A 22,184-nucleotide genomic window follows, 5' to 3' on the forward strand; every position below is an offset into this window, starting at 1 on the left:
GGAGGCTGCTCGAAAGGGCTATGAGTGCTGGTACGCCACCAGCGAGATGCCCACGTAGTGGACGACGAACGCGGCGAGGGTGAAGGAGTGGAAGACCTCGTGGAAGCCGAACCAGCGCGGTGAGGGGTTCGGGCGCTTGATGCCGTAGATCACGCCCCCCGCGCTGTAGAGCAGGCCGCCGACGATCACCAGGACCAGGACGGCGATGCCGCCGGTGCGCATGAAGTCGGGCAGGAAGAAGACGGCCGCCCAGCCCATCGCGATGTAGCAGGGGGTGTAGAGCCAGCGCGGGGCGCCGACCCAGAAGACGCGGAAGACGATGCCCGCGGCGGCCGCTGCCCAGACGCTCCACAGCAGCCACTGACCCTTGGCGCCGGGTAGCAGCAGCATGGTCAGCGGGGTGTAGGTGCCCGCGATGATCAGGAAGATGTTGGCGTGGTCGAGGCGGCGCAGGACGCCGTCCATCCGGGGGCTCCAGTTGCCCCGGTGGTACAGGGCGCTGACACCGAAGAGCAGGCATGCCGTCAGGACGTAGATCCCGCAGGCGATGCGGCCTCTGGTGGAGTCGGCGAGGGCGGTGAGTACCAGCCCCGCGATGAGTACGGCCGGGAACATGCCGAGGTGCAGCCAGCCGCGGAGCCTGGGCTTGACCGGATGCGGCAAGGAGAGCGCGGTGGGACCGCGGCCGGCGGCCGGCGGGTCCGTGGGCGCGTCGGGGACGGGCGCAGTCATGCGGGGCATGGTACCTACGGTGCCGTAAGTCGCGTGTCAGCGCGCCCTCGTGAGTGGCCGTAACGCAAAAGGTCCTCCTGTTGAACTCCATGTGCACGCAAAGAATCACGGAAACCGTGGGATTCCTCACGTTGCTCACCTGTGATGCCCTCTGGACAGATGGGCACTAGAATCGGATGATCAAATGAGTGCGGTCGGCACCGGATGAGCAGCTACGAAGCGTCCGGGCCGCGGCCCCCACGGGGCGACAAGACATAAAATCCCTCAATTAGGAGCAATCGTGGCGCGCGACATCGCGGCTCCCACCGTCATCCCCACCAACCACCAGGAACTGATCTCGTGGGTCAACGAGATCGTCGAACTGACCCAGCCGGACAGTGTGGTCTGGTGTGACGGATCCGAGGCCGAGTACGAGCGACTGTGCGAGGAGCTCGTCGGCAAGGGGACCTTCAAGAAGCTCGACCCGATCAAGCGCCCGCACTCCTACTACGCCGCCTCCGACCCGACCGACGTCGCGCGCGTCGAGGACCGGACCTTCATCTGCTCGGAGAAGGAGGAGGACGCAGGCCCGACCAACCACTGGAAGGCCCCCGCCGAGATGCGGGAGATCTTCGCAGGTGAGAAGGGCCTGTTCCGCGGCTCGATGAAGGGCCGGACGATGTACGTCGTCCCGTTCTGCATGGGCCCGCTCGGCTCCCCGCTGTCCGCGATCGGCGTGGAGATCACCGACTCCGCCTACGTCGCCGTCTCCATGCGCACGATGACGCGCATGGGCCAGGCCGTCCTGGACGAGCTGGGCGACAGCGGCTTCTTCGTCAAGGCCGTCCACTCGCTCGGGGCCCCGCTGGAGGCTGGCGAGGCGGACGTCCCGTGGCCCTGCAACCAGACCAAGTACATCTCCCACTTCCCGGAGAGCCGCGAGATCTGGTCGTACGGCTCCGGCTACGGCGGCAACGCGCTGCTCGGCAAGAAGTGCTACGCCCTGCGCATCGCCTCCGTCATGGCCCGTGACGAGGGCTGGCTGGCCGAGCACATGCTGATCCTCAAGCTCACCCCGCCGCAGGGCGAGTCCAAGTACGTCGCCGCCGCCTTCCCGAGCGCCTGCGGCAAGACCAACCTCGCCATGCTGGAGCCCACGATCTCCGGCTGGACCGTGGAGACCATCGGCGACGACATCGCCTGGATGCGCTTCGGCGAGGACGGCCGCCTGTACGCGATCAACCCCGAGGCCGGTTTCTTCGGCGTCGCGCCCGGCACCGGTGAGCACACCAACGCCAACGCGATGAAGACGCTGTGGGGCAACGCGGTCTTCACCAACGTCGCGCTCACCGACGACGGCGACGTCTGGTGGGAGGGCATGACCGAGGAGTCTCCGGCCCACCTGACCGACTGGAAGGGCAACGACTGGACGCCCGCGTCCGGGATTCCGGCCGCCCACCCGAACGCCCGCTTCACCGTCCCGGCCTCCCAGTGCCCGATCATCGCGCCGGAGTGGGAGGACCCGAAGGGCGTGCCGATCTCGGCGATCCTCTTCGGCGGCCGCCGCGCCAGCGCGGTGCCGCTGGTGACCGAGTCCTTCGACTGGAACCACGGCGTCTTCCTCGGCGCCAACGTGGCCTCCGAGAAGACCGCCGCCGCCGAGGGCAAGGTCGGCGAGCTGCGCCGCGACCCGTTCGCGATGCTGCCGTTCTGCGGCTACAACATGGGCGACTACATGGCCCACTGGGTCGACGTGGCCAAGGACAAGGACCAGTCCAAGCTGCCGAAGATCTACTACGTCAACTGGTTCCGGAAGAACGACGAGGGCAAGTTCGTCTGGCCGGGCTTCGGTGAGAACAGCCGCGTCCTGAAGTGGATCGTGGAGCGCCTGGACGGCAAGGCCGAGGGCGTCGAGACCCCGATCGGTGTCCTGCCGACCCGGGACGCGCTGGACACCAACGGCCTGGAGCTGGCCGAGTCCGACCTGGACTTCCTGCTCACGGTCGACAAGGAGATCTGGCGCGAGGAGGCGGCCCTCGTCCCCGAGCACCTCAACACCTTCGGCGACCACACGCCGAAGGAACTGTGGGACCAGTACCGCGCGCTGGTCGAGCGCCTGGGCTGAGACCCGCACGAAGAACTCCACGGCCGGTTGGGATGCCCTGACCAGCGATCGTCACGGCCGGCCGTGGTGACGACCCGGACCGGGGCCCCGCACAACGGCGTGCGGGGCCCCGGTCCGGGTTGTCACGCCCCCGTCGGCCCCGACGGAGGCAACGGCGGCGGGTCCCGCCGTGTCTCCGACTGCCGCCCCGCCTCCCGTGCGCCGCGTTCCGGCTACGCGTGCCGAAGGGGGCGGTGACGTACCGCAGCCGTAATCCCGGCTGCCAATTCGCGCATCACCTCTTTCCCGCCGGTCATTTCGGGAGACACTCGGGACATCCTTGAACGAACCCGTGAAAGAGGTGGGCGGGGTGCGTACACCGGTCAGTGATCCGCTGCGGGTGGGGCCGTACCGGATCGTCGGGCGGCTCGGCTCCGGCGGGATGGGGTGGGTCTATCTCGGCCGGTCGCCCGCGGGCCGCGAGGTCGCGGTGAAGGTGGTCCGGCCCGAACTGGCCGCGGAGCGCGAGTTCCGGGCGCGCTTCGCCCGCGAGGTCGCCGCGGCGCGGGCGGTCAGCGGCGCCTACACCGCGCCGGTCGTCGACGCCGACCCGGACGCCGAACTGCCGTGGCTGGCAACGCTCTACGTCCCCGGCCCGCCGCTGTCGGAGGCGGTGGGCGGCGACGGTCCGCTGTCCGAGGCACAGGTGCGCCGCCTCGGCGCGGGCCTGGTGGAGGCCCTCCAGGCGATCCACTCCGCCGGGGTCGTGCACCGCGACCTCAAACCGGCGAACGTGCTGCTGGCCGCCGACGGCCCGCGCGTCATCGACTTCGGCATCTCCCGCGTCGACGGGGTGCCCGGACTCACCCGCCACGGCATCGTGATGGGCACCCCGCCGTTCATGTCCCCCGAGCAGATGCGGGGCGAGCCGGCCGGGCCGCCCAGCGACGTGTTCTCCCTCGGCGGCGTGCTGACGTACGCGCTGACCGGCCGCCCGCCGTTCGGCGGCGGCGACCAGGTCTCCTACCGGATCGTGCACGGCACCCCCGACCTGACCGGGGTGCCCGGCGCCCTGCGCGGGATCGTCTCCCACTGCCTGGCCCGGCACCCGGGGGAGCGGCCCGAACTCGGCGCCCTGCTGCGCGCGTTGCTCGGCGAGGCGCCGCCCACGGCCGTCTGGCCGCCGGAGACCGTCGCCCGGAGCATCGACAGACGCACCGGCGACCTCGCCGACCGCCGCAGCCGCGAACCCGGCACCAGCATCTCCGTGCCTTCCTGCCTGCGGCTGCACGCACAGGCCCTGCTGGACGCGGGCCTGACCGATGCGATGGTCACCGAGGCGGTGGCCCGTGGCGGTCGCTGACCCGTACGCCGGCCAGGAGATCGGCACCCGCTGGCGGCAGTTGGTGGCGGCCTGGGGGGAGCGCGAGCACCACCCCACCGAGACCGACGCCAACACCGACTCCGTCTCCCTGCTCCTCGACGTGCGCGAGACGGGGCGGCTGCTCACCGTGCGCTTCATGACGACGAAACGACTCCTCGTCGCGTTCTTCACCGACGGCAGGTCGCTGCGCCACGACCAGCTCGCCGTCGCCGCCGCCGCGGCCAACGCGTGGAACACCGAACAGCTCTACCCGATGCTGTCGGTCTGGGACGTGCGCGGGCCGGGCCCCTGCTTGGCCGGGGTCTGCGACATGCCGCTCAACTGCCGTGTCACACAGGCGGAGTTCGACGATCTCGTCAACGACTGGGCGGAACGTGCGCGACAGATGTTCACCAGGTGTCGTGAGGTGTTCGAGTTGTAAGTCGGATTTGATCGTTCCTTGCAAAACCCTTACAGGCTCCCCCTGTTACCGCCACTATGGGCGCGTGCGGTTTCGGCCACGGGGGGTCTTATGAGGCGACCGTTCCTTTCGTTCCTGTTGTTTGCTTTCGGGGCGCTACCGGTGGTGTGGGGCGCGTCGATCGCGGCGGCGGCGGGACCCGCGTCGGCCCAGTGCGGCCAGGACTTCGTGGAACTGGTGAGCTGTTCGGCGTACAGCGGGGAGCCGGTCACGGTGACCCTCAAGACGTCGCTGGACTACGGCAAGCCGGACGGCGAAGCCGAGAAGGCCGTCCTGCACCGCCGGGACGACCTCATGGTCCAGGTGCCGTCCGGGGTGCACACCGGTGAGGGCGGCACCGTACTGCTGCTGCTGGCGGGAAACCGGTTCGTGTCCGACAAGGCCGAGATCCAGCTGCTCTCGCCCGCGACCGTGGACCAGTTGACCAACGGCGGCATCTGCGGGACCAAGAACATCGACTGCAAACCGTTCACCGCGACCGCCGGCCAGACCACGGTCAAGGGCGCGGACCTCGTCCGGAACGGAGTGGCCGAGGCGCTGGACCGGCAGACGATCACCGTCCCGTCCGCCGCCCCCACCAGCCGGCCCGCGCCGACCAGGACCGCCTCGGGCAGGACAGGCGGGAACACCGGGGCCAGGGCCGACGACGGCGGCGGCAGCTCCACCAGCGGGATCCTGATCTCCGTGATCGCCCTGTTGGTGATCGTCCTCGGCGTGCTGGTGTTCCTCGTCCGCCGCACCGGCGGCGCCCTCCCGCACGCCTTCGCCGCGGCCGGTTTCGGCGGCACGTCCGCCCCGAACCACACGTCCGCCCCGAACCACACGGCCACCACGGCCGCCGCGCCCGCCCAGGGCGGCGGCGACGAGCCGACGACGGTCGTGCGGCCGCGCCCCAAGGAGCCCCCGCGCAGCCCCGGCCGCGCCGTCGGCCCGCGCCGCGGCCAGTTCCGTACCGCCGTGGTCCGCACCGAACTGCACCCGCAGGGCTACGTCGAGATCGAGCGCGTGCTGTACCGGGCGGTGTGGGCGGACCCGAGCCGGCCCCCGCCCCCGCCCGGCGGCGTCATCGACCTCACCGAACCGCACGACCCCGACGACGACGTCTTCTACGCCTTCCCCTCCGAGCAACAGCCCGCCACGGGCGCCCGGTGAACGGGTCCACCACCACTGAGCATCAGCGGCTCGTCAGGAGACCACCATGTCCAGCGAATACCCGCCCACGATGCCGGCGGAGTACGCCGACATCGAGTTCGAGAACAACGCCCAGCGGCTGCCGCTGGTGCTCTGCCTCGACATCTCGAGTTCCATGGCGGGCGCACCCATCCAGACCCTCAACACCGCGCTCGCCGAATGGACCCGCGAGCTCCAGGAGGACGTCTCCCTCAGCTACAGCGTCGAGGTCGCGGTCGTCACCTTCGGCGGCCGGTTCGGGGTCTCCTCCTGGCGCGGGCCCCAACTGCTGGACACGCGCGCCGGGGTGAGTCCCTTCGTGCCCGCCCACATGTTCCAGGCACCGCAACTCACCGCGTCCGGCGTCACGTTGATGACCGAGGCGCTGGAGCTGTCGATGCGGATCGTCGCCGCCCGCAAGGCCGAGCTGAGGGCGAGCGGACTCCAGTACTACCGGCCGCAGATATGCCTGGTCACCGACGGCCTGCCGACGGACGCCACCGGGCACTTCACCGAGACCTGGCGCCGGCTGATCCCGGTCCTGGAGGAGGAGCAGCGCAACCGCCGCTTCCGGCTCTACGCGATCGGCGTCGGCGGCATCACGGAGCTGGGCGAGCAGGTGCTGCGCAACTTCGCGCCGAAGTTCAACGCGCGCATCCAGGGCTTCCCGTTCCGCGAGCTGCTCCAGATGATGTCGGCCAGCGCCAACGCCGAGCAGAAGGGCGCGGGCGACGAGGTCTTCGAGAAGATCTTCAGCCAGTTCAAGACCCAGCGCCCGGCCTGGGAGAGCTGACATGCCGCGGACGGCAGCGGTGAACGTTCCGAAGGGGGAGCGGTGAACGGTTCGGAGGACCGGGACACCCCGTGGCGGGCCCACGGGGTGAGCGTCCAGGGCTACCGCCACCGGCGCTCGGGCGTGCCCTGCCAGGACGCCTTCGAGCACCGCGTCGTGGGCCCGGTGACCGTGCTGGCCGTCGCCGACGGCGCGGGCAGCCGGCCCCGGTCCGACGAGGGGTCGAAGTTCGCGGTCCGGCTGGCCATGGAGCACTTCGGCCGCCGCGCCGGCGGACTCGCCGCCCTGTCCGCCCCGAAGGTCCGGGACGTGCTCAGGGAGATCTTCCTCGACGTCCGGCACGCCTTCCGCGAGCACACGGGGGCGGACGCGCCGGACTTCGCGACGACCCTCACCGTCGTCGTCCTCGCCCCGGAGTGGATCGGCCAGGTCAGCGTCGGGGACGGCTTCGTCGTGCTGCGGGCCGGCACCGAGGACGGCGTACGCCAGTACCACCTGCTGCCGCAGCCCGCGGCCGTCAGCGAGTACAGCAACGAGACCGTCTTCCTCACCTCGAACGACGCGGCCGACTGGGTCTACGACAGCTGTGTCAACGACCACGGGGTCGACGGGGTGCTGCTGTCGACGGACGGCCTCGCCCAGGCCGCGCTGAGTCGCGGGCCGGGCGGCGGGACGATCCCGCACACGGCCTTCGTGGAGGCCGTCCTGCGTTCCCTCGACGCTCCGGGCCACGTGACCGACAGCGCGCACGAGGCGCTCGCCGCCCTGCTCGGCTCGGACCGGCTGACCGCGCTCAACGCCGACGACAAGACACTGCTGCGGGCCGTGCGCAGGGGGCGCTCATGACCGACCGCACCGTCTACCTGGACGGCAGGGCCGTCGTCCTGGTGGAGCCGCCCCTCAAGAGCGGCGGGCAGGCCGCCGTGTACGCGGTCCGGGACGACCAGCAGGTGGTGGTGAAGCTCTACCACGACGTGCCCGGCCCCGACCAGGAGCGGCGGCTGACCCGGATGCGCACCATGTCCCCGCTCGGCGGCCGCCCCCTGGACAGCGCGCAGCCCCCCGAACTGGCCTGGCCCACCGCGATCGCCCGCAACAGCCACGGAAAGTTCATCGGTTACGCGATGCGCCGCTTCGGCGAGCCCCAGCACGTGCAGCTGGTAGGCCTGTTCACCCGTTCGCAGCGGCTGAAGCGGTTCCCCGACCGGGCCGACTGGCGGTTCCTGCTCGGCGTCGGCTGGAACCTCGCGTTCATGACGGCGCGGATGCACCACGAGAAGCTCGTCATCGGCGACTTCTCCAGCAACAACGTCGTCGTGGACGCCAACGGCTTCGTCACCTTCCTCGACTGCGACTCCATCGCCTTCACCGACACGGAGACCGGCGAGGTCTTCCCGTGCCTGATGCACACCACCGACTACTCCGCGCCGGAACGGCAGGCGGGCAGGCCGGCCACCGCGGCCAGCGACGACTTCGCGCTCGCGGTGCTGGTCTACCAGCTGCTCACCGCGGGCAACCATCCCTTCGGCGGCGTCGCCCACGACAGCGTCTCCCAGTCGGGGGTCAAGGACAACATCGTCTCCAGCGTCTCCTACGTGGTGCGGCCCGAGCTGGTCACCGTCCCGCGCAGCACGCTCGACCCGTCGGTGCTGCCGCCCGAGCTGCTCGTGCTGGCCCGCAGCGCCTTCGGCATCGGCGTGCACGACCCCGACGCCCGGCCCTCGGCCGAGGCATGGCTGCGCGCCCTCGACAAGGAACGCGGGCAGGTCAAGCGCTGTGGCACCCGCCCGCTGCATGTCTACGGCTCCCATCTGAGCGCCTGCCCGTGGTGCGCGCGGGCCACGACCACCGGGCACGACGTGTTCAACGCGCAGGCGCCCACGGGTGCGGTCCCGCCGCCGCCCCCGCCGCCGGACCGGGCCCCCGGCTCACCCAAGGCGGGCGTGTTCGTGCTGCTCGCGGTCCTCGTGATCATTCTGGTGGTGGTGCTCGCGACGACCTGACCCGGGAGCCGCCGGGGAGATCCTGGGAGCCGCGCCCAGGCCGCTTCCCTCACCCGCTCTGCCCGCGGTCCTCCAGATACCGGGTGTGGGACTCCTGCCGGCGCGCCTCGGTCTCCCGCAGCGCGTCGGCCGTCCGCAGCAACTCCTCGTGCAGCAGCGCAAGCTGGCGCTCCAGGTGGTGCTCGGGCGGCTGCTGCCCGGGCGCCAGCCGGGTCCACCAGCGGGTCCGGGCGAAGGTGTCCACGGCCTCGGGGACGTCCCGCCGCACGGTCCGGGCGAGCATGTGCAGGCTCTCGGGGTCCTGCGCGAGCAGCTCGGCCGCCCAGCCCGGGTCGAGCAGCGCGGCCAGCACCTCGTCGAGCCGCTCGGCGCCGGCCGCCGCGACGGGCGGCAGGCCGACGTCCCGCAGGTAGTCGCGCAGCCGCTCGAAGTCCTCGCGCAGTTCGTCCAGTTGGGCGGAGGGGTCGGGGAAGTCGGGCAGCGGCGGGCGTTCCGGCGGGGCGATCAGCGCGCCCGCGCCGTAGAGCCCGGCCACCACGACGGGCCAGTACGGGCCCGCTGCCCCGGTGAAGGTCAGCACCAGGCCGACCAGGCCCAGGGCGCCGCCGGTGAGGTTCTTGCGGGACTCGAGAAAGCCGAGGACCTTACTGGTAGCCACGGATCTCCTCGAAGGCGCCGTCCAGCGAGCCGTTTCGGGCGTCGAAGAGGCGGCCGCCGGTCAGGTCGGCGATGTGGCCCAGCTCGGAGCGGTCGGAGTCGCCGAAGAGGATCGGGAAGACGGGGGTGTCCCGCCGGGCGCCGGTGAGCCGGCGGTAGAAGCCGTCGAAGTCCCCGGCCTCGGCCCCGGTGGTGTTCTCGCCGTCGGTCATCAGCACGATCGAGGTGAACGTGTCGCGGTCGGCGCCGAGCCGGCCGTACGCCTTCTCCAGCGAGGTGTAGATCGCGGTGTTGCCGTCGGCTTCGAGCGCGTCGGTGTCCTTGCGGATGGCGTCCAGACCGGCCTTGGGGTCCCCGGGTTCCACGACATGGGTCCGCACGCTCTTCACGTCCGAGCCGAACGGCATCAGCGTGACCTCCTCGCGGTCACGGAAGTCGCCGGTCAGGCCGGTGAGCGCCTGCTTCAGCGCGTCCAGCCGGCCGCCCTCCATCGAGCCCGAGGTGTCCAGGACGTACACGGTGCGCGAGGGGCGGCGCAGCTCGTTCTCGTAGGAGTCGAGGAGCCCGTCGGCGACGGAACGGCTGCCGGGGAACGGCAGTTCGTGCCGCCGGCCGGTGTCCAGACCGGGGGCGGGCGGCACCGAGGCGACGACCGGCCGGCGGTGGGTGGTCTCGGTGATCAGCCTCTGCACGGCGTCGGTACGCAGGTCCTGCGTCACCTTGCGGACGTCCTCACGGGTACGGGCGCCGGTCCCGGAGAGCGAGGAGAACGGGTAGTCGGCGGTGACGACCCCGTCCTTGGGGCGGATCACGGTCAGGCCCGGGATGCCCTTGAGGACGGACTCGTAGTTGAGCAGGGCGTCCACGTTGCCGCGCCGCTTGTACGCCGTCGCCAGCCAGCCCGACGATCCCGACGTCAGCTTCTGGCCCTTGAAGAACTCGTTCAGCCTGGGCGTGGCCTTGGCGACGTCCGCGTCCGTGAGCGCCGACTGGGCGCCGGAGAGAGCGGAGGCCACCGAGACCAGCGTGGAGAAGCCGGAGTTGGAACGGGCCGGGTCCGTCATGCCGTAGGTCAGCCTGCCGTCCTGTACGGCCTGCTCGATCTGCGACCAGCTGACCTGCTCGGGCTTCCAGCCGAGGGCCCGCACGGTGGCCGTCCGCACGCCGATCGCGACCGGGCTCGACATGACCGGCGTCTCGGAGAGCACCTTCTTCGCCGCGTCCGGGCGCAGCCGCAGATAGTCGTCCGAGGACAGCCACAGCGCGTCGTACGCCCCGTCCGCCCTGCCCTTGGCGAGCAGGTCGACGGCGTCCAGGGTGCCCATGTAGGTGGGGCGGATCGTGACGCCGGTGTCCTTGCGGACGCGGTCGAAGACGGCGGTCATGTCGCTGAGCTCGCTGGAGGCGAGGACCCGCAGCGTGCCGGGCTTCGGGGCGGTGGAGTCGTCCTGGTGCTCCTCGCTCGTGCAGCCGGTCAGGAGCGCGGCGGTCGTGGCGAGCAGGGCCAGCAGGCCCGAGGTCCGTCCGCTCATGCGAGTCCGCCCTCCAGCGCGCCCTGCGACCGGCTGCGCTCCAGGTACGCGCTCGCGCCCTGCAGCTCGTCCGTCAGCGACTGGACGGTGGCGGCCATCGCCTCGGTGGCCTGCACCTTGTAGGTGTCGATGGCGTCGAGGGTGCGGTGGATCTGCTGGAACGCCGAGCGCAGCGTCTCCGCGCCGACGGCCGGGTCGGCGGCGATGCGCTGGATCTCGCCGCTCTGCGTGCTGAGCATGTCGGCGTTGGCCCGGATCAGGTCCTCGGTGGTGCCGCGCAGCGCGTTGACCTGCTCGACGACCTTCTTCTGGGTGTCCAGGGCGGAGGCCAGCATCACGGAGATGCGCAGGGCCGACACGGTGGTGGTGGCCGCCCGGTCGACGCCCTTGATCAGTTCGTCGTTGTTGCGGCGTACGACGTCCATGGCGAGGTAGCCCTGCGCGCACACCGCGAGCTGGGTGAGCAGGTCCTGGTGCTTCTGCCGGACCGGGAAGAGGACGTCGGCGCGCAGGCTGTCGGCCTGCTGGGGGTCGCCGACCTGGGCGATGTGCCCCTCGACGGCGGAGTCCAGGGCCTCGGTGAGCACGACGTACTCCTGGAGCTTGCCCATGGTCTCCCACAGCCGGACCCGCTCGGTCTGCAACGCGGCGTTGTCCCGGCGCAGTTCGTCCTGCCCGCCGCGCAGCGAACCCACGATCCTGTTCAGCGTGCCCTGCGCGGAGGCGTACTTGGCGACGTGGTCGCGCAGCTTGTTGCCGCCGGGCAGCCTGGAGAGGAACCTGCGGCCCTTGCCCGCCGGCAGGTCGCGCGGGTCCAGGTCCTCGACGACCCGGCGGAGTTCCACCAGCGAGCCGGCGACCTTCCCCTGGGCGTCCCCGCCCTTGTCGGGCAGGCTGCGCACGGTCCGCTCCAGCATCCGGTTGGACTGCGCGGCGGCGGTCCGCATGTCGCCGGCGCCGAGGGCGGTGATCTCGCCGACCTTGCCCGCGAACTCGGGCGAGCGGGCGTCGAGCGAGGCGAGCCCCTCCACGTAGGCGGCGGCCTTGCGCGCCATGTCGGTACGCACACCGTCCTCGACGGGCACCAGCCCACCGGCCTTGTCCCGCGGCACGGGCGCTACGGCCTCGGGCGGTGTGAGCGTGAACTCATTCTCTTTGTCGGTCATTTGACGATCCCCCGTCATCCGCGCGCCCGGCGGGCCATCTCGTGCAGCACCGCGGAGGTGGGCACGGGCGCCTGCCGGACGCCGGTCAGCTTCTGGTTCAGGTAGGCGGCACGGTCCGCGGTGGCCGCGACGAACTCGGCGGCGTCGCCCTGCGGCCGGAACCCGTGCCGTACGGCGAGCTTGCGCAGGGCAGGGTCCGTGCTGAGAAGCTCCCCGAGCGCACGCCCGTTCGCGTCGAGCGGCACGACGGTGTGGTCACTGTTGACCGTGGTGTCCGGGTAGAGCACCACCAGGTCGTCCACGGTGTGCTGGTCCGCGAGCAGCGAGGCGACCTGCGACTCGTACACGAGCACCAGCGGGTTTCCGGCACCGCTGATGAAGTCCCGGAAGACCGCGTCCGTACTGGACTGCTGCGCGCCCTGGACGCTGACCAGCTGGTGCAGCAGGGGTGCGGTGCGGTCGAGGTCGGCCTTGCTCGCGGTCACCTTGCCGCCGTTCGCGACGTAGGAGGCGGCGGCCAGGTACAGCGCGCCCGAGTTGGAGGACTCGGGATCGGTGCTCGCGATGTACAGCGTGCCGGTCAGCTCCCCGTGACCGGCGGAGCCCTTGAGCTGCTGCCAGGTCCGGTTGTGCCGGGCCGCGTCCAGGTAGGCGGCCATCTTCAGCGTGCCCCGGTTCTTCCCGTCCAGCGTGGCCAGGCCGCCCGCCGCCAGCACGTCGGCCGCACTGCGGTGGGCCACGACCACGAGGGGCGAGTAGAACGGCCGGGGCAGCGGCTCCTGCACGTGGTACTTGGCGGCCAGCTGGTCGGCGGGCGCCTGGCTGGACGGGAAGGCGAAGTCGTACCCCTTCAGGTCCAGACCCTCCATGGCCCAGGACCCCGACGCCTCCGTCTTCACGGTGTAGCCCTTGGCGGCGAGGGCCTTCACCACATCGGGATCGGCGAAGAAGTCCGCCTTCTCCGAACCGATCACTCCCCGCACGGTCTTCGCTGCCGTGCCCTTGTCCTCCCCGTGCCGGCCCGCGACGACGGCGGCCACCACGCCACCGATCAGCAGAACCGCGAGGACGATTCCAGCGATACGTCTCACGCCGGGGACTGTGCTCGCGGAACCCAACATTCCCCGCGGCGGACGGTGAACGGGGGGTGACATACCGGCCCCGGCCCTGCAACGCCCCCAAGGGGCGCGGGGAACTGCGCGAGAAACCACGACGAGCCGTCAGCCGCAAGAGGACACAAGCCCCTACGGCGAAGCGCACCCCGGCTCAAGCCGACGCAGTGCATGGCTCCCGGTCCGCGCGTCGCTGCGGGTACACGCGGACCGGGGCCGATCGGGGGACCCCTGAGGCGGGGTCAGTGGGCCGCGCTGAGTTCCTTCGGGTCGGCCAGGGCGGCGGCGTGCGCGTCCATGCACTCGGCCGCGAGGATCGCCGCCGCGGTGTCCGCCCGGGAGGCGGCGACCACGAGGGCGCGGCCGGCGAGGGCGTGTGCGCGCCGGTGAAGGGCGGCGGGGTCACCGGCCGCGGTGGGCGTCGCGCGCAACGGCGCACGTCCTCCCCGCAGCCGGCCGATCTCGCGGGCGAGGCGTTCCGCAGCCGCGTCCAGACCGGCCGACGGCATCAGGGCGCGCAGGTCGTCGGTGACGGCGAGCAGCGCGGAGAGGTGTCCGGCCAGCTGGATGTCCAGCTCCTCCTCGCGCGACCGGTGCGGAAAGTCGGAGGGGGTGCCGGCCATCGTGCTGTGGACCGACTTGGTGCGGATCGGTTCGTACATGGGGATGGCCTCCTGTGCGCTGACAGGAAACCATCCTAGCTTGGATTTCGTCTAAAGTTGAGTCGTGTCACGGACTGCGGTCCGCCGGTCTCCGTCCGCTACGGCTGGCTGTAGCCGTCCAGGAAGTTCCCGATCCGGGTCACCGCGTCCCGGAGATCGCCGGCGGTCGGCAGGGTGACCACGCGGAAGTGATCGGGCTCGGGCCAGTTGAAGCCGGTGCCCTGGACGACCATGATCTTCTCCTGGCGCAGCAGGTCCAGCACCATCCGCCGGTCGTCCTTGATCTTGAAGACCTTGGGGTCGAGGCGCGGGAAGAGATACAGCGCGCCCTTGGGCCGTACGCAGGTCACGCCCGGGATCTGGGTGAGCAGCTCGTAGGCGACGTCCAGCTGCTCCTTCAGCCGGCCGCCCGGCAGCACCAGGTCGTTGATCGACTGGCGCCCGCTGAGCGCGGCGACCACGCCGTGCTGGCCCGGCATGTTGGCGCACAGCCGCATGTTGGCCAGGACCGTCAGGCCCTCGATGTAGGAGTCGGCGTGCGCGCGGGGGCCGGAGATCGACATCCAGCCGACGCGGTAGCCGGCCACCCGGTAGGCCTTGGACATGCCGTTGAAGGTGAGCGTGAGCAGATCGGGGGCGACCTTGGCGGTCGGGGTGTGCGTGGCGCCGTCGTAGAGGATCTTGTCGTAGATCTCGTCGGAGCAGACCAGCAGGTTGTGCCGGCGGGCGATGTCCGTCAGTCCCTTGAGCATGGCCTCGTCGTAGACCGCACCCGTGGGGTTGTTCGGGTTGATGATGACGATCGCCTTGGTGCGGTCGGTGACCTTGCGCTCGACGTCGGCGAGGTCGGGCATCCAGTCCGACTGCTCGTCGCAGCGGTAGTGCACCGCCGTACCGCCGGACAGGGAGACGGCCGCCGTCCACAGGGGGTAGTCGGGGGCCGGCACGAGGACCTCGTCGCCGTCGTCCAGTAGGCCCTGCATCGCCATCACGATCAGCTCGGAGACGCCGTTGCCGATGTAGACGTGTTCGACGTCGGTCTCGATGCCGAGGGTCTGGTTGTGCATGACGACCGCCCGGCGCGCGGCCAGCAGGCCCTTGGCGTCGCCGTAGCCGTGCGCGGTGGAGACGTTGCGGAGGATGTCCTCGAGGATCTCCGGCGGGCACTCGAAGCCGAAGGCGGCCGGGTTGCCGGTGTTGAGCTTCAGGATGCGGTGACCTGCTGCCTCCAGGCGCATAGCCTCCTCGAGAACCGGGCCCCGGATCTCGTAACAGACGTTGGAGAGCTTGGTCGACTGGATCACCTGCATGACCGTGAGCTTACGGCCCGGTAACGCCTCACGGGCCGTGTTTTCCAACACGTGAGACTCGGAGCTTTGTGCTGTTATCGCCGGTAGCTGTCTCAGGAGTCACACACGTCTCTACAATTCCCGCCCATGTCCACCGATCGTGAGCACGGGGCGGAGACGTACGGCGCGCACGGAGCGGGCGGCGAGCCGGGGGTGCCGTCGAACGTGTACCACCCGCATGCCGCCCCGGCGCCGTCGTACGAGGAGTACGCCGACCCTGCCGCCGCCCACGGCTGGCAGAACGCCTACGACGAGACCCGTGAGCTGCCCGCGGTGCCCGCCATGCCCGCGGTGCCCGCCATGCCCGCGGTGCCCGTGCCGGACGGTCCCGCCGGGTCGCCTCCTCACGTGCCGGGCGGTGGCCGGGCCGATCTCCGGCGCCGCAGGAAGCAGGGCGGCCGGCGCCGGGTGGCCGTCGCGGGGGTCCTCGGGGCGGCCGGTGTCGTCGCCGTGGTCGCCGGTCTGACGGGTGGCTCGGGTTCCCCGGCGGGACAGCAGCCCGCGAAGGGCGGCCGCGTCTCCTCCGGTGACTCCGGTGCCGCGACGACGCGGAAGGACGGCGACGCGCCGAGTGCCACGGCCGGCTCCGGCGCCCCGGGCGGGACCTCGCCGTCCTCCGCGCCCACGTCCGGCGCGCCCCCGGCCGCCTCTCCGGCCGGCCCGGCCGCCTCTCCGGGCGCGCAGACCTCCGCCGCCCCCGCACCGACCGCGACGACCCCGTCGACGGTCCCGTCGGCGACCGCGACGACGGCCGTGCCCGGCGGCCACGGGCACGGCCGGGGTGGCGGCAGGAAGCCCAGATGGTCCCAGGATTCCCAGAATTGACGCCCCGTCGGTAAAACAGTTCGCATACAACTCCTTGCCCACCCATGCCCCTCTCATGAGAATGCTCATGACAAGACAGTGGGCGGCCGGAAGATCTCCGGTCGCTTATGTCTGCAGAGGGGACCCCCACATGAACAAGCCTCTCCTGGCCTCGCTGTCCGCCCTGGCGATCGCCGGGCTCGGCGCGACCCCCGCTGTCGCCGCGCCCCAGGCCAAGACGGCAAAGGCGGTGACCGTCACCTACGCCGGCACCGTCTCGCTCAGCAACTGCTCCGGTTCCGTCATCCGCTTCCCGAACTCCGCGGACAGCGACCCGGCGCTCGTGATGACCAACGGCCACTGCCTGGAGACCGGCTTCCCGGACCCGGGCGAGGTCATCACCGGCCAGTCCTCCAGCCGCAGCTTCGGCCTCCTGAACGCCTCCGGCAGCCGGATCGCCACGCTCCGCGCCAACCAGGTCGTCTACTCGACCATGACGGACACGGACGTCACGATCTACCGGCTGACCACCACCTACGCGGCGATCAAGAGCTCGTACGGCATCAGCCCGCTCACCGTGCAGAACACGCACCCGGCCACCGGCACCGCCGTCAAGGTCGTCTCCGGCTACTGGAAGCGCACCTACAGCTGCAACGTGGACGGGTTCGTGTACCGGCTGAAGGAGGGTGGCTGGACCTGGAAGGACTCGATGCGCTACACCTCCGCCTGCAACACCATCGGCGGCACCTCCGGCTCCCCGGTGATCGACACGGCCACCGGCAACGTCGTCGCCGTCAACAACACGGGCAACGAGGACGGCGAGAGCTGCACCGAGAACAACCCGTGCGAGGTGGACGAGAGCGGCAACGTGACCGTCCGCCAGGGCATCAACTACGCCGAGGAGACCTACCAGATCCCGGCCTGCTTCACGACCGGCAACAAGCTCAACCTGAGTGCCTCCGGCTGCACCCTGCCCAAGCCGTAGTCCCTCCGGGCCGGGCGGTCACACCGGTGTACGGCGCACCGCCCGGCCCGCCAGCACGTCCGTCCGCCGGCCGTCCTCGATGACGAACCTGCCGTCGACCAGGACGTACGGGATCCCGGTCGGGAGCGTGCGGGGCTCGGCGAAGGTGGCGCCGGGCGACACCGTCCGCGGGTCGAAGAGCACCAGGTCGGCCCGGTAACCCTCGCGCACCAGCCCGCGGTCCGGCAGTCGCAGCCGGGCCGCGGGCCGCGCCGTGAGGTGCGCGACGCACTCCTCCAGCGTCAGTACGCCCAACTCCCGTACGTAGTGGCCGAGATAGCGGGGGAACGTGCCGTAGGCCCGCGGGTGCGGCTTGGCGCCCCGCAGGATGCCGTCCGAGCCACCGGTGTGGGCGCGGTGCCGCATGATCGTGCGGACGTTCTCCTCGTGGCCGACGTGCTGCAGGACCGTCGTGCCGAGCCGGTCCTCGACCAGCAGCCGGCGGGCGGTCGTCCAGGGACTCTCGCCGCGCAGGTCCGCCGACTCCCGGACCGTACGGCCGACGTGGTCCGCCAGGGCCGGCGAGGTCACGCCGGAGATCTCGATCGTCTCCCACTCCACCGGCACGCCGTGGCAGCCGTCCGCGCCGGTCACCTCCAGGTCGTGCCGGATCCGCGCGGCCGTCGCCGGGTCGGCGAGCCGGGCCAGGACCCGCTCCGGACCGCCCTCGCCCGCCCAGCTCGGCAGCAGCGCGGCCAGGGTGGTGGAGCCGGGGGTGTAGGGGTAGGTGTCCAGCGTGATGTCCGCGCCGGAGTCCAGCGCCTCGTCGAGCAGGGCCAGCAGTTCGGGCGCCCGGCCCCTGTTCACGCCGAAGTTCATCGTCGCGTGGGCCAGATGCAGCGGGCAGCCCGCCGCCCGGGTCAGCGCCACCATCTCGGCGTAGGCCTCCAGGGCGCCGGCGCCGTAGGACCGGTGGTGCGGGCAGTAGTAGCCGCCGTACTGCGCCACCACCCGGCACAGCTCGGTCAGTTCGGCGTCCGCGGCATACATCCCCGGCGTGTACGTCAGTCCCGAGGACAGGCCGACCGCGCCCTGCTCCAGCCCCTCCGCCACCAGTTGCCGCATCCGGTCCAGCTCCGCGGGCGTGGCCGGGCGGTCCTCCCAGCCGACGGCGAGCGCGCGGACCGTGCCCTGCGGGACGAGGTAGGCGGCGTTGACGGCGATGCCCCGGTCCAGCCGGTCGAGATACTCGCCGACCGTCCGCCAGTTCAGGTCGAGATCGTCGCCGTACCCGTTCCAGCCGGTGATCGCCCGCCGGACCTCCTCCAGGGTGCGGTCGTCCACCGGCGCGTAGGAGAGACCGTCCTGGCCGACGACTTCGAGTGTGACCCCCTGCGCGGCCTTCGCGCTGTGGTCGGGGTCGCGCAGCAGGGCCAGGTCGGAGTGGGCGTGCATGTCGATGAAGCCGGGGGAGAGGACGAGCCCCTCCGCGTCCAGCTCGCGCATCGCGCGGGGCCGCTGGCAGCCCGCCGCCGCGGCCTCCTTGACGATCGAGACGATCCGGCCGCCGTCGACCACGACATCGGCGCGGTAGGAGTCCGCACCGCTGCCGTCGACGACGTCCGCGTCACGGATGACGAGGTCTTCCACGGCACTCCCCGGTTCTCTAGAAGAAGGTACGGATGAAGTCGACGACCGTCCCGTCCGCCTCGGCCACCGGGATCAGCTGCCACTTGTCGAACGACGTGCAGGGGTGGGACAGGCCGAAGCCGATCCAGTCACCGACCTCGACGTCCGCCTCGGGGCCGGTGCCCAGCCAGAGGTGCTGGTCGGACAGGGCGGTCACCTCGATGCCGGCCGCCGGGTGCTCACGGCCGTCCCGGCGCACCACGTGGGCCACCGGGTGGTCGAGGTCGTAGGCGGCGTCCCGCTTGCCCGCGTTGACGAAGGCCTGCTCGGGGGAGGGGCGGGAGACGACCTGCGCCCACAGCCGGAACGCGGGCTCCAGCGCGCCCTCCTCGGGCACCCGGTTGAACGGGGTGAGCCTGCTGTAGTGCACGTCGTCGTGCGAGACGTACGCGCCCGAGCGCAGCAGCTTGAGGACGGGCAGCGAGAGCTCGGGGATGTCCGCGAAGACGTCGGCGACCGCGTCGAACCACTCGCTGCCGCCCGCGCTCACCACGATCTCCTCGGCCCCGGCGAACAGCCCGGCCTTGTCGAACTCCGCGGCGAGCGCGACCATCCGGCCCAGCCAGGCCCGTACCGGCCCGGGGGCGGCGCCGGGTACCTGGGCCTCGTAGCCCGCCACGCCCACCAGCCGCAGCGTCTCCACACCCGCCACCGCGTCCGCCACCGCCCGCGCGTCCGCCTCCGTGCGCACGCCAGTACGGGCGCCCTCGCCCGCGCCCAGCTCCACCACGACGTCGATCGGGCGGGCCGCGCCGCGCAGGGCCGCGTCCATCAGCTCGACCCCGCGCACGGAGTCGACGTAGCAGACGAAACGGAAGCCGGGGTCGGCCGCCAGGTCGGCGGCGATCCGGCGCAGGGCCGCCGCGTCGACCAGTTCGTTGGCCAGGAAGATCCGCTCGGTCCCGAACGCCCGGGCCACCCACACCTGGTGCGGCACCGCGAGGGTGATGCCCCACGCGCCGTGCTCGATCTGGCGCCGGAAGAGCTGGGGTGCCATGGAGGTCTTGCCGTGCGGGGCGAAGGCGAGGCCGTGCCGGGCGGCGTACGTCTCCATGAGCCGCAGGTTGTGCTCCAGGCGTTCGGCGGAGAGCGCGAGCACCGGGGTGGTGAAGCCGTCGGTGAAGAGGTTGCGGCGCTGGGCGGCCAGCTCGGCGACGGTCAGGCCCACGGCGTCCGGCGGGAGGCCCTTGAAGCGGTGGTCGACCCGTTCCCCGGCGAGTCGGGCGAGTGCTTCGGTACAGGCTTCCTGGGCCATGAGGCCTCTCCCATCTGATGCGTTGCATTATCTGCAACGTTCATTGCGCATGTCGCTCGCTGCTGTCTAACATCTCGGCCACGCGGGGTCAACGGACTCCCACCACCGAGGAGCTACGACGATCGTGACCGCCACCGGAGCCCGCAAGGCCCCCGACATTGTGGACGTCGTGGCGCTCGGCGAGTCCATGGTCACCTTCCTCCCCACCCGCCCGGGCCGCCTCGCCGACGTCCCTTCCTTCGAGCGCGGGACCGGCGGAGCCGAGTCCAACGTCGCCTGCGCGCTGGCGGCCTTCGGCCACTCCACGCGCTGGGTGAGCCGGGTGGGGGCGGACGGGTTCGGGGACCACCTGGTCGAGACGATCGGGTCCTACGGCGTCGACGTCGCCCACGTCCGCCGGGACACGGGACGCCCGACCGGCCTGTACTTCCGCACGGCGGGGGACCGGGCGACGGACGAGCACGAGGTGGCGTACTACCGGGCGGGATCGGCGGCCTCCGCGATGACCGTGGACAACGTCGACATGGAGGCGGTGCGGGCGGCGCGGGTGCTGCACCTTTCGGGGATCACGGCGGCGTTGTCGCAGGGGTGCCTGGAACTCGTACGCGAGCTGGTGCGGACCGGCGAGGGGCGGCCCCTGGTCTCCTTCGACGTGAACCACAGGCCCGGACTGTGGCGGGACGCCGATGACGCCCGGGTGCTGCTGGAGCTGGCGCGCGCGGCCGACATCGTGTTCGTGGGACACGGCGAGGCGCGCCAGGCCTGGGGGCTGCACGGCGGCCGGGCCATCGTGGAGGCGCTGCCCGGGCCGGAGATCGTGGTCGTGAAGCAGGGCAGGGGTGGAGCGGTCGCGTTCGACAGGAACACCGGCGGAGCGGAGGACGTCGCGGGTACGGCAACCGCCGTCCGGGCACCGCGGGTCGCTGTCGTCGCCCACGTCGGTGCCGGAGACGCCTTCGCCGCCGGATTCCTCTCCGGCACCCTGCGCGGACTTCCGGTGCGCGACCGCCTCCGGCACGGCCACCTCATGGCGGCAGCCACCCTCACCGCCCCCGGCGACCTGGCCGCCCCGGCCGCCCGAAGCCACGCCGACCGGCTCGCCGCCCTGGACGACGACGCATGGGGGAGACTTCGACTCGGCCCCGGCTGGACGCAAGCCGACGAGGCCCCGGAGGAGGCGAACACCCCATGAGTCAGACCGTCGACCGAGCCCTGAGCATCCTGCCGCTGCTCGCCGAGGGCCCCGCCGACCTCGGCCAGGTCGCCGGCCGGCTCGGCGTCCACAAGTCCACGGCGCTGCGCCTCCTGCGCACGCTGCACGAGCACGGCCTGGTCTACCGCCAGTCCGACCAGCGCTACCGCCTCGGCGCCCGCCTCTTCGCCCTCGCCCAGGAGGCGATGGAGAACCTCGACATCCGCGAGATCGCCCACCCCCACCTCGTCCGCCTCAACGAGCGCTGCGGCCACACCGTCCACCTCGCCGTGTACGAGGAGAACGAGGTGCTGTACATCGACAAGGTCGAGAGCCGCTACCCGGTCCGCATGTACTCGCGCATCGGCAAGCCCGTCGCCATCACGGTCGCCGCCGTCGCCAAGCTGCTCCTCGCCGACCTGCCCGAACCCGAGCGCCGCGCCCTCGCGGACAAGCTCGACTATCCCCTGTACACCGCCCGCTCCACCCCCAACGCCACCGCCTTCCTGAGGGAGTTGGAGCAGGTGCGTGAACAGGGCTGGGCCACCGACCTCGGCGGCCACGAGGAGTCCATCAACTGTGTCGCGGCCCCCGTCCGCGGCGCCGACGGCCGGGTGGTCGCCGCGATGTCGGTGTCCGCGCCGAACGTCGTCGTCACCGCCGAGGAACTCCTCACCCTGCTCCCGCAGGTGCGCCGCACCGCGGACGCGATCAGCGGCGAGTACTCCGGAAGAACGCCAGTGAAGGGCACCCCCGAATGACCGAGAAGATCGCGCTCACCCCGAAGACCCACACCACCCCGCCCGCGCAGTTCTCCCACGGCGTGCAGAAGGGCAACATCCTCCAGGTCGCCGGCCAGGTCGGCTTCCTGCCCGCCGAGGAGGGCAGGCCCCCGACACCGGCCGGTCCCACCCTGCGCGAGCAGACCCTGCAGACCCTGGCCAACGTCAAGGCGATCCTCGAAGAGGGCGGCGCGAGCTGGGACGACGTGATGATGATCCGCGTCTATCTGACGGACGTGGACCACTTCGCCGAGATGAACGAGATCTACAACGCGTACTTCGAGGAGCAGGGCCTCACCCAGCCGCCCGCCGCCCGGACCACGGTGTACGTCGGTCTGCCGGCCGGCCTCCTCATCGAGATCGACGCGCTGGCGGTGCTCGGCTAGGCAGTATGG

21 protein-coding genes are annotated in these 22,184 nt (G+C 71.5%); 12 read left to right on the forward strand and 9 right to left on the reverse strand.

Going from position 1 to position 22,184, the window contains the following annotated elements:
* Positions 1–18: 18 nt before the first annotated feature.
* Positions 19–732, reverse strand: coding sequence for a PAQR family membrane homeostasis protein TrhA (gene trhA, locus AC07DS_RS06815; RefSeq protein ID WP_479143309.1), 714 nt, complete (start codon positions 730–732; stop codon positions 19–21).
* Between the two features lie 280 nt (positions 733–1,012).
* On the opposite strand from trhA, the gene AC07DS_RS06820 reads away from it, so the two are divergent.
* The 7 genes from AC07DS_RS06820 to AC07DS_RS06850 all read left to right on the forward strand — a co-directional run bounded on the left by AC07DS_RS06820 (position 1,013) and on the right by AC07DS_RS06850 (position 8,625).
* Positions 1,013–2,836: a phosphoenolpyruvate carboxykinase (GTP) gene (locus tag AC07DS_RS06820; protein WP_479143310.1), complete on the forward strand. Its 1,824-nt coding sequence runs from the start codon at positions 1,013–1,015 to the stop codon at positions 2,834–2,836.
* A 349-nt stretch (positions 2,837–3,185) separates the two neighbouring features.
* A complete protein-coding gene (locus tag AC07DS_RS06825; protein WP_479143311.1) occupies positions 3,186–4,178 on the forward strand; it encodes a serine/threonine-protein kinase in 993 nt (330 codons plus the stop codon).
* Positions 4,165–4,620 carry a hypothetical protein gene (locus AC07DS_RS06830; protein ID WP_479143312.1) on the forward strand — a complete coding sequence of 152 codons (456 nt, stop codon included), beginning with the start codon at positions 4,165–4,167 and terminating at the stop codon, positions 4,618–4,620. Before AC07DS_RS06825 ends, AC07DS_RS06830 begins: the two co-directional genes overlap by 14 nt.
* A 141-nt stretch (positions 4,621–4,761) precedes the next feature.
* Positions 4,762–5,811, forward strand: a complete 1,050-nt coding sequence (locus tag AC07DS_RS06835) for a hypothetical protein (protein ID WP_479143313.1) — start codon at positions 4,762–4,764, stop codon at positions 5,809–5,811.
* A gap of 46 nt (positions 5,812–5,857) precedes the next feature.
* A complete protein-coding gene (locus tag AC07DS_RS06840; RefSeq protein ID WP_479143315.1) occupies positions 5,858–6,622 on the forward strand; it encodes a vWA domain-containing protein in 765 nt (254 codons plus the stop codon).
* A gap of 42 nt (positions 6,623–6,664) precedes the next feature.
* Entirely contained in the window at positions 6,665–7,468 is an 804-nt protein-coding gene (locus AC07DS_RS06845) for a PP2C family serine/threonine-protein phosphatase (RefSeq protein WP_479143316.1), read from the forward strand.
* Positions 7,465–8,625: a hypothetical protein gene (locus AC07DS_RS06850; RefSeq protein WP_479143317.1), complete on the forward strand. Its 1,161-nt coding sequence runs from the start codon at positions 7,465–7,467 to the stop codon at positions 8,623–8,625. The genes AC07DS_RS06845 and AC07DS_RS06850 overlap by 4 nt, the downstream gene beginning before the upstream one ends.
* A 49-nt stretch (positions 8,626–8,674) precedes the next feature.
* Here the strand turns inward: AC07DS_RS06850 and AC07DS_RS06855 are convergent, their stop codons facing one another.
* From AC07DS_RS06855 to AC07DS_RS06880, 6 genes are all read right to left on the reverse strand, one after another.
* On the reverse strand, positions 8,675–9,283 hold the full coding sequence (locus tag AC07DS_RS06855) for a hypothetical protein (protein ID WP_479143318.1): 609 nt from the start codon (positions 9,281–9,283) through the stop codon (positions 8,675–8,677).
* Positions 9,270–10,814, reverse strand: coding sequence for a vWA domain-containing protein (locus AC07DS_RS06860; protein ID WP_479143320.1), 1,545 nt, complete (start codon positions 10,812–10,814; stop codon positions 9,270–9,272). The genes AC07DS_RS06855 and AC07DS_RS06860 overlap by 14 nt, the downstream gene beginning before the upstream one ends.
* Positions 10,811–11,980, reverse strand: a complete 1,170-nt coding sequence (locus AC07DS_RS06865) for a toxic anion resistance protein (RefSeq protein WP_479143322.1) — start codon at positions 11,978–11,980, stop codon at positions 10,811–10,813. Before AC07DS_RS06865 ends, AC07DS_RS06860 begins: the two co-directional genes overlap by 4 nt.
* Before the next feature lie 14 nt (positions 11,981–11,994).
* Positions 11,995–13,071 (reverse strand): hypothetical protein, encoded by a 1,077-nt coding sequence (locus AC07DS_RS06870; protein ID WP_479143324.1) that lies wholly within the window; start codon positions 13,069–13,071, stop codon positions 11,995–11,997.
* Positions 13,072–13,334: 263 nt separating this feature from the next.
* Complete coding sequence (locus AC07DS_RS06875; RefSeq protein WP_479143325.1) at positions 13,335–13,754, reverse strand: SCO4983 family protein; 420 nt, start codon at positions 13,752–13,754, stop codon at positions 13,335–13,337.
* Between the two features lie 98 nt (positions 13,755–13,852).
* The gene (locus AC07DS_RS06880; protein ID WP_479143326.1) at positions 13,853–15,064 is read right to left on the reverse strand and encodes a pyridoxal phosphate-dependent aminotransferase; all 1,212 of its coding nucleotides are present in this window, start codon (positions 15,062–15,064) and stop codon (positions 13,853–13,855) included.
* Between the two features lie 126 nt (positions 15,065–15,190).
* Between AC07DS_RS06880 and AC07DS_RS06885 the strand changes: the two genes are divergently transcribed.
* Positions 15,191–15,928, forward strand: coding sequence for a hypothetical protein (locus tag AC07DS_RS06885; RefSeq protein ID WP_479143328.1), 738 nt, complete (start codon positions 15,191–15,193; stop codon positions 15,926–15,928).
* Positions 15,929–16,058: 130 nt separating this feature from the next.
* Positions 16,059–16,892: a trypsin-like serine peptidase gene (locus AC07DS_RS06890; protein WP_479143330.1), complete on the forward strand. Its 834-nt coding sequence runs from the start codon at positions 16,059–16,061 to the stop codon at positions 16,890–16,892.
* 18 nt (positions 16,893–16,910) lie between these two features.
* Here the strand turns inward: AC07DS_RS06890 and AC07DS_RS06895 are convergent, their stop codons facing one another.
* Entirely contained in the window at positions 16,911–18,521 is a 1,611-nt protein-coding gene (locus AC07DS_RS06895; RefSeq protein ID WP_479143331.1) for an N-acyl-D-amino-acid deacylase family protein, read from the reverse strand.
* A gap of 16 nt (positions 18,522–18,537) precedes the next feature.
* Positions 18,538–19,815 carry an alanine racemase gene (locus AC07DS_RS06900; protein ID WP_479143333.1) on the reverse strand — a complete coding sequence of 426 codons (1,278 nt, stop codon included), beginning with the start codon at positions 19,813–19,815 and terminating at the stop codon, positions 18,538–18,540.
* A gap of 124 nt (positions 19,816–19,939) precedes the next feature.
* Here AC07DS_RS06900 and AC07DS_RS06905 point away from each other — a divergent pair, with 124 nt between their 5' ends.
* The 3 genes from AC07DS_RS06905 to AC07DS_RS06915 are packed head-to-tail and all read left to right on the forward strand — an operon-like array spanning position 19,940 to position 22,175.
* Positions 19,940–21,007, forward strand: coding sequence for a sugar kinase (locus AC07DS_RS06905; protein WP_479143334.1), 1,068 nt, complete (start codon positions 19,940–19,942; stop codon positions 21,005–21,007).
* On the forward strand, positions 21,004–21,768 hold the full coding sequence (locus AC07DS_RS06910; protein ID WP_479143336.1) for an IclR family transcriptional regulator: 765 nt from the start codon (positions 21,004–21,006) through the stop codon (positions 21,766–21,768). Before AC07DS_RS06905 ends, AC07DS_RS06910 begins: the two co-directional genes overlap by 4 nt.
* Entirely contained in the window at positions 21,765–22,175 is a 411-nt protein-coding gene (locus tag AC07DS_RS06915) for a RidA family protein (protein WP_479143338.1), read from the forward strand. Before AC07DS_RS06910 ends, AC07DS_RS06915 begins: the two co-directional genes overlap by 4 nt.
* The last annotated feature ends 9 nt before the right edge of the window (positions 22,176–22,184 follow it).

The sequence above is a fragment of the Streptomyces sp. NPDC044064 genome (assembly GCF_056434245.1).

What these genes read in the sequence shown, in the direction of transcription:
- trhA (WP_479143309.1), bottom strand. Translation starts at nt 732, where the DNA reads ATGACTGCGCCCGTCCCCGACGCGCCCACGGACCCGCCGGCCGCCGGC.
- AC07DS_RS06840 (WP_479143315.1), top strand. Translation starts at nt 5,858, where the DNA reads ATGTCCAGCGAATACCCGCCCACGATGCCGGCGGAGTACGCCGACATC.
- AC07DS_RS06850 (WP_479143317.1), top strand. Translation starts at nt 7,465, where the DNA reads ATGACCGACCGCACCGTCTACCTGGACGGCAGGGCCGTCGTCCTGGTG.
- AC07DS_RS06860 (WP_479143320.1), bottom strand. Translation starts at nt 10,814, where the DNA reads ATGAGCGGACGGACCTCGGGCCTGCTGGCCCTGCTCGCCACGACCGCC.
- AC07DS_RS06865 (WP_479143322.1), bottom strand. Translation starts at nt 11,980, where the DNA reads ATGACCGACAAAGAGAATGAGTTCACGCTCACACCGCCCGAGGCCGTA.
- AC07DS_RS06875 (WP_479143325.1), bottom strand. Translation starts at nt 13,754, where the DNA reads ATGTACGAACCGATCCGCACCAAGTCGGTCCACAGCACGATGGCCGGC.
- AC07DS_RS06880 (WP_479143326.1), bottom strand. Translation starts at nt 15,064, where the DNA reads ATGCAGGTGATCCAGTCGACCAAGCTCTCCAACGTCTGTTACGAGATC.
- AC07DS_RS06885 (WP_479143328.1), top strand. Translation starts at nt 15,191, where the DNA reads ATGTCCACCGATCGTGAGCACGGGGCGGAGACGTACGGCGCGCACGGA.
- AC07DS_RS06890 (WP_479143330.1), top strand. Translation starts at nt 16,059, where the DNA reads ATGAACAAGCCTCTCCTGGCCTCGCTGTCCGCCCTGGCGATCGCCGGG.
- AC07DS_RS06900 (WP_479143333.1), bottom strand. Translation starts at nt 19,815, where the DNA reads ATGGCCCAGGAAGCCTGTACCGAAGCACTCGCCCGACTCGCCGGGGAA.
- AC07DS_RS06910 (WP_479143336.1), top strand. Translation starts at nt 21,004, where the DNA reads ATGAGTCAGACCGTCGACCGAGCCCTGAGCATCCTGCCGCTGCTCGCC.
- AC07DS_RS06915 (WP_479143338.1), top strand. Translation starts at nt 21,765, where the DNA reads ATGACCGAGAAGATCGCGCTCACCCCGAAGACCCACACCACCCCGCCC.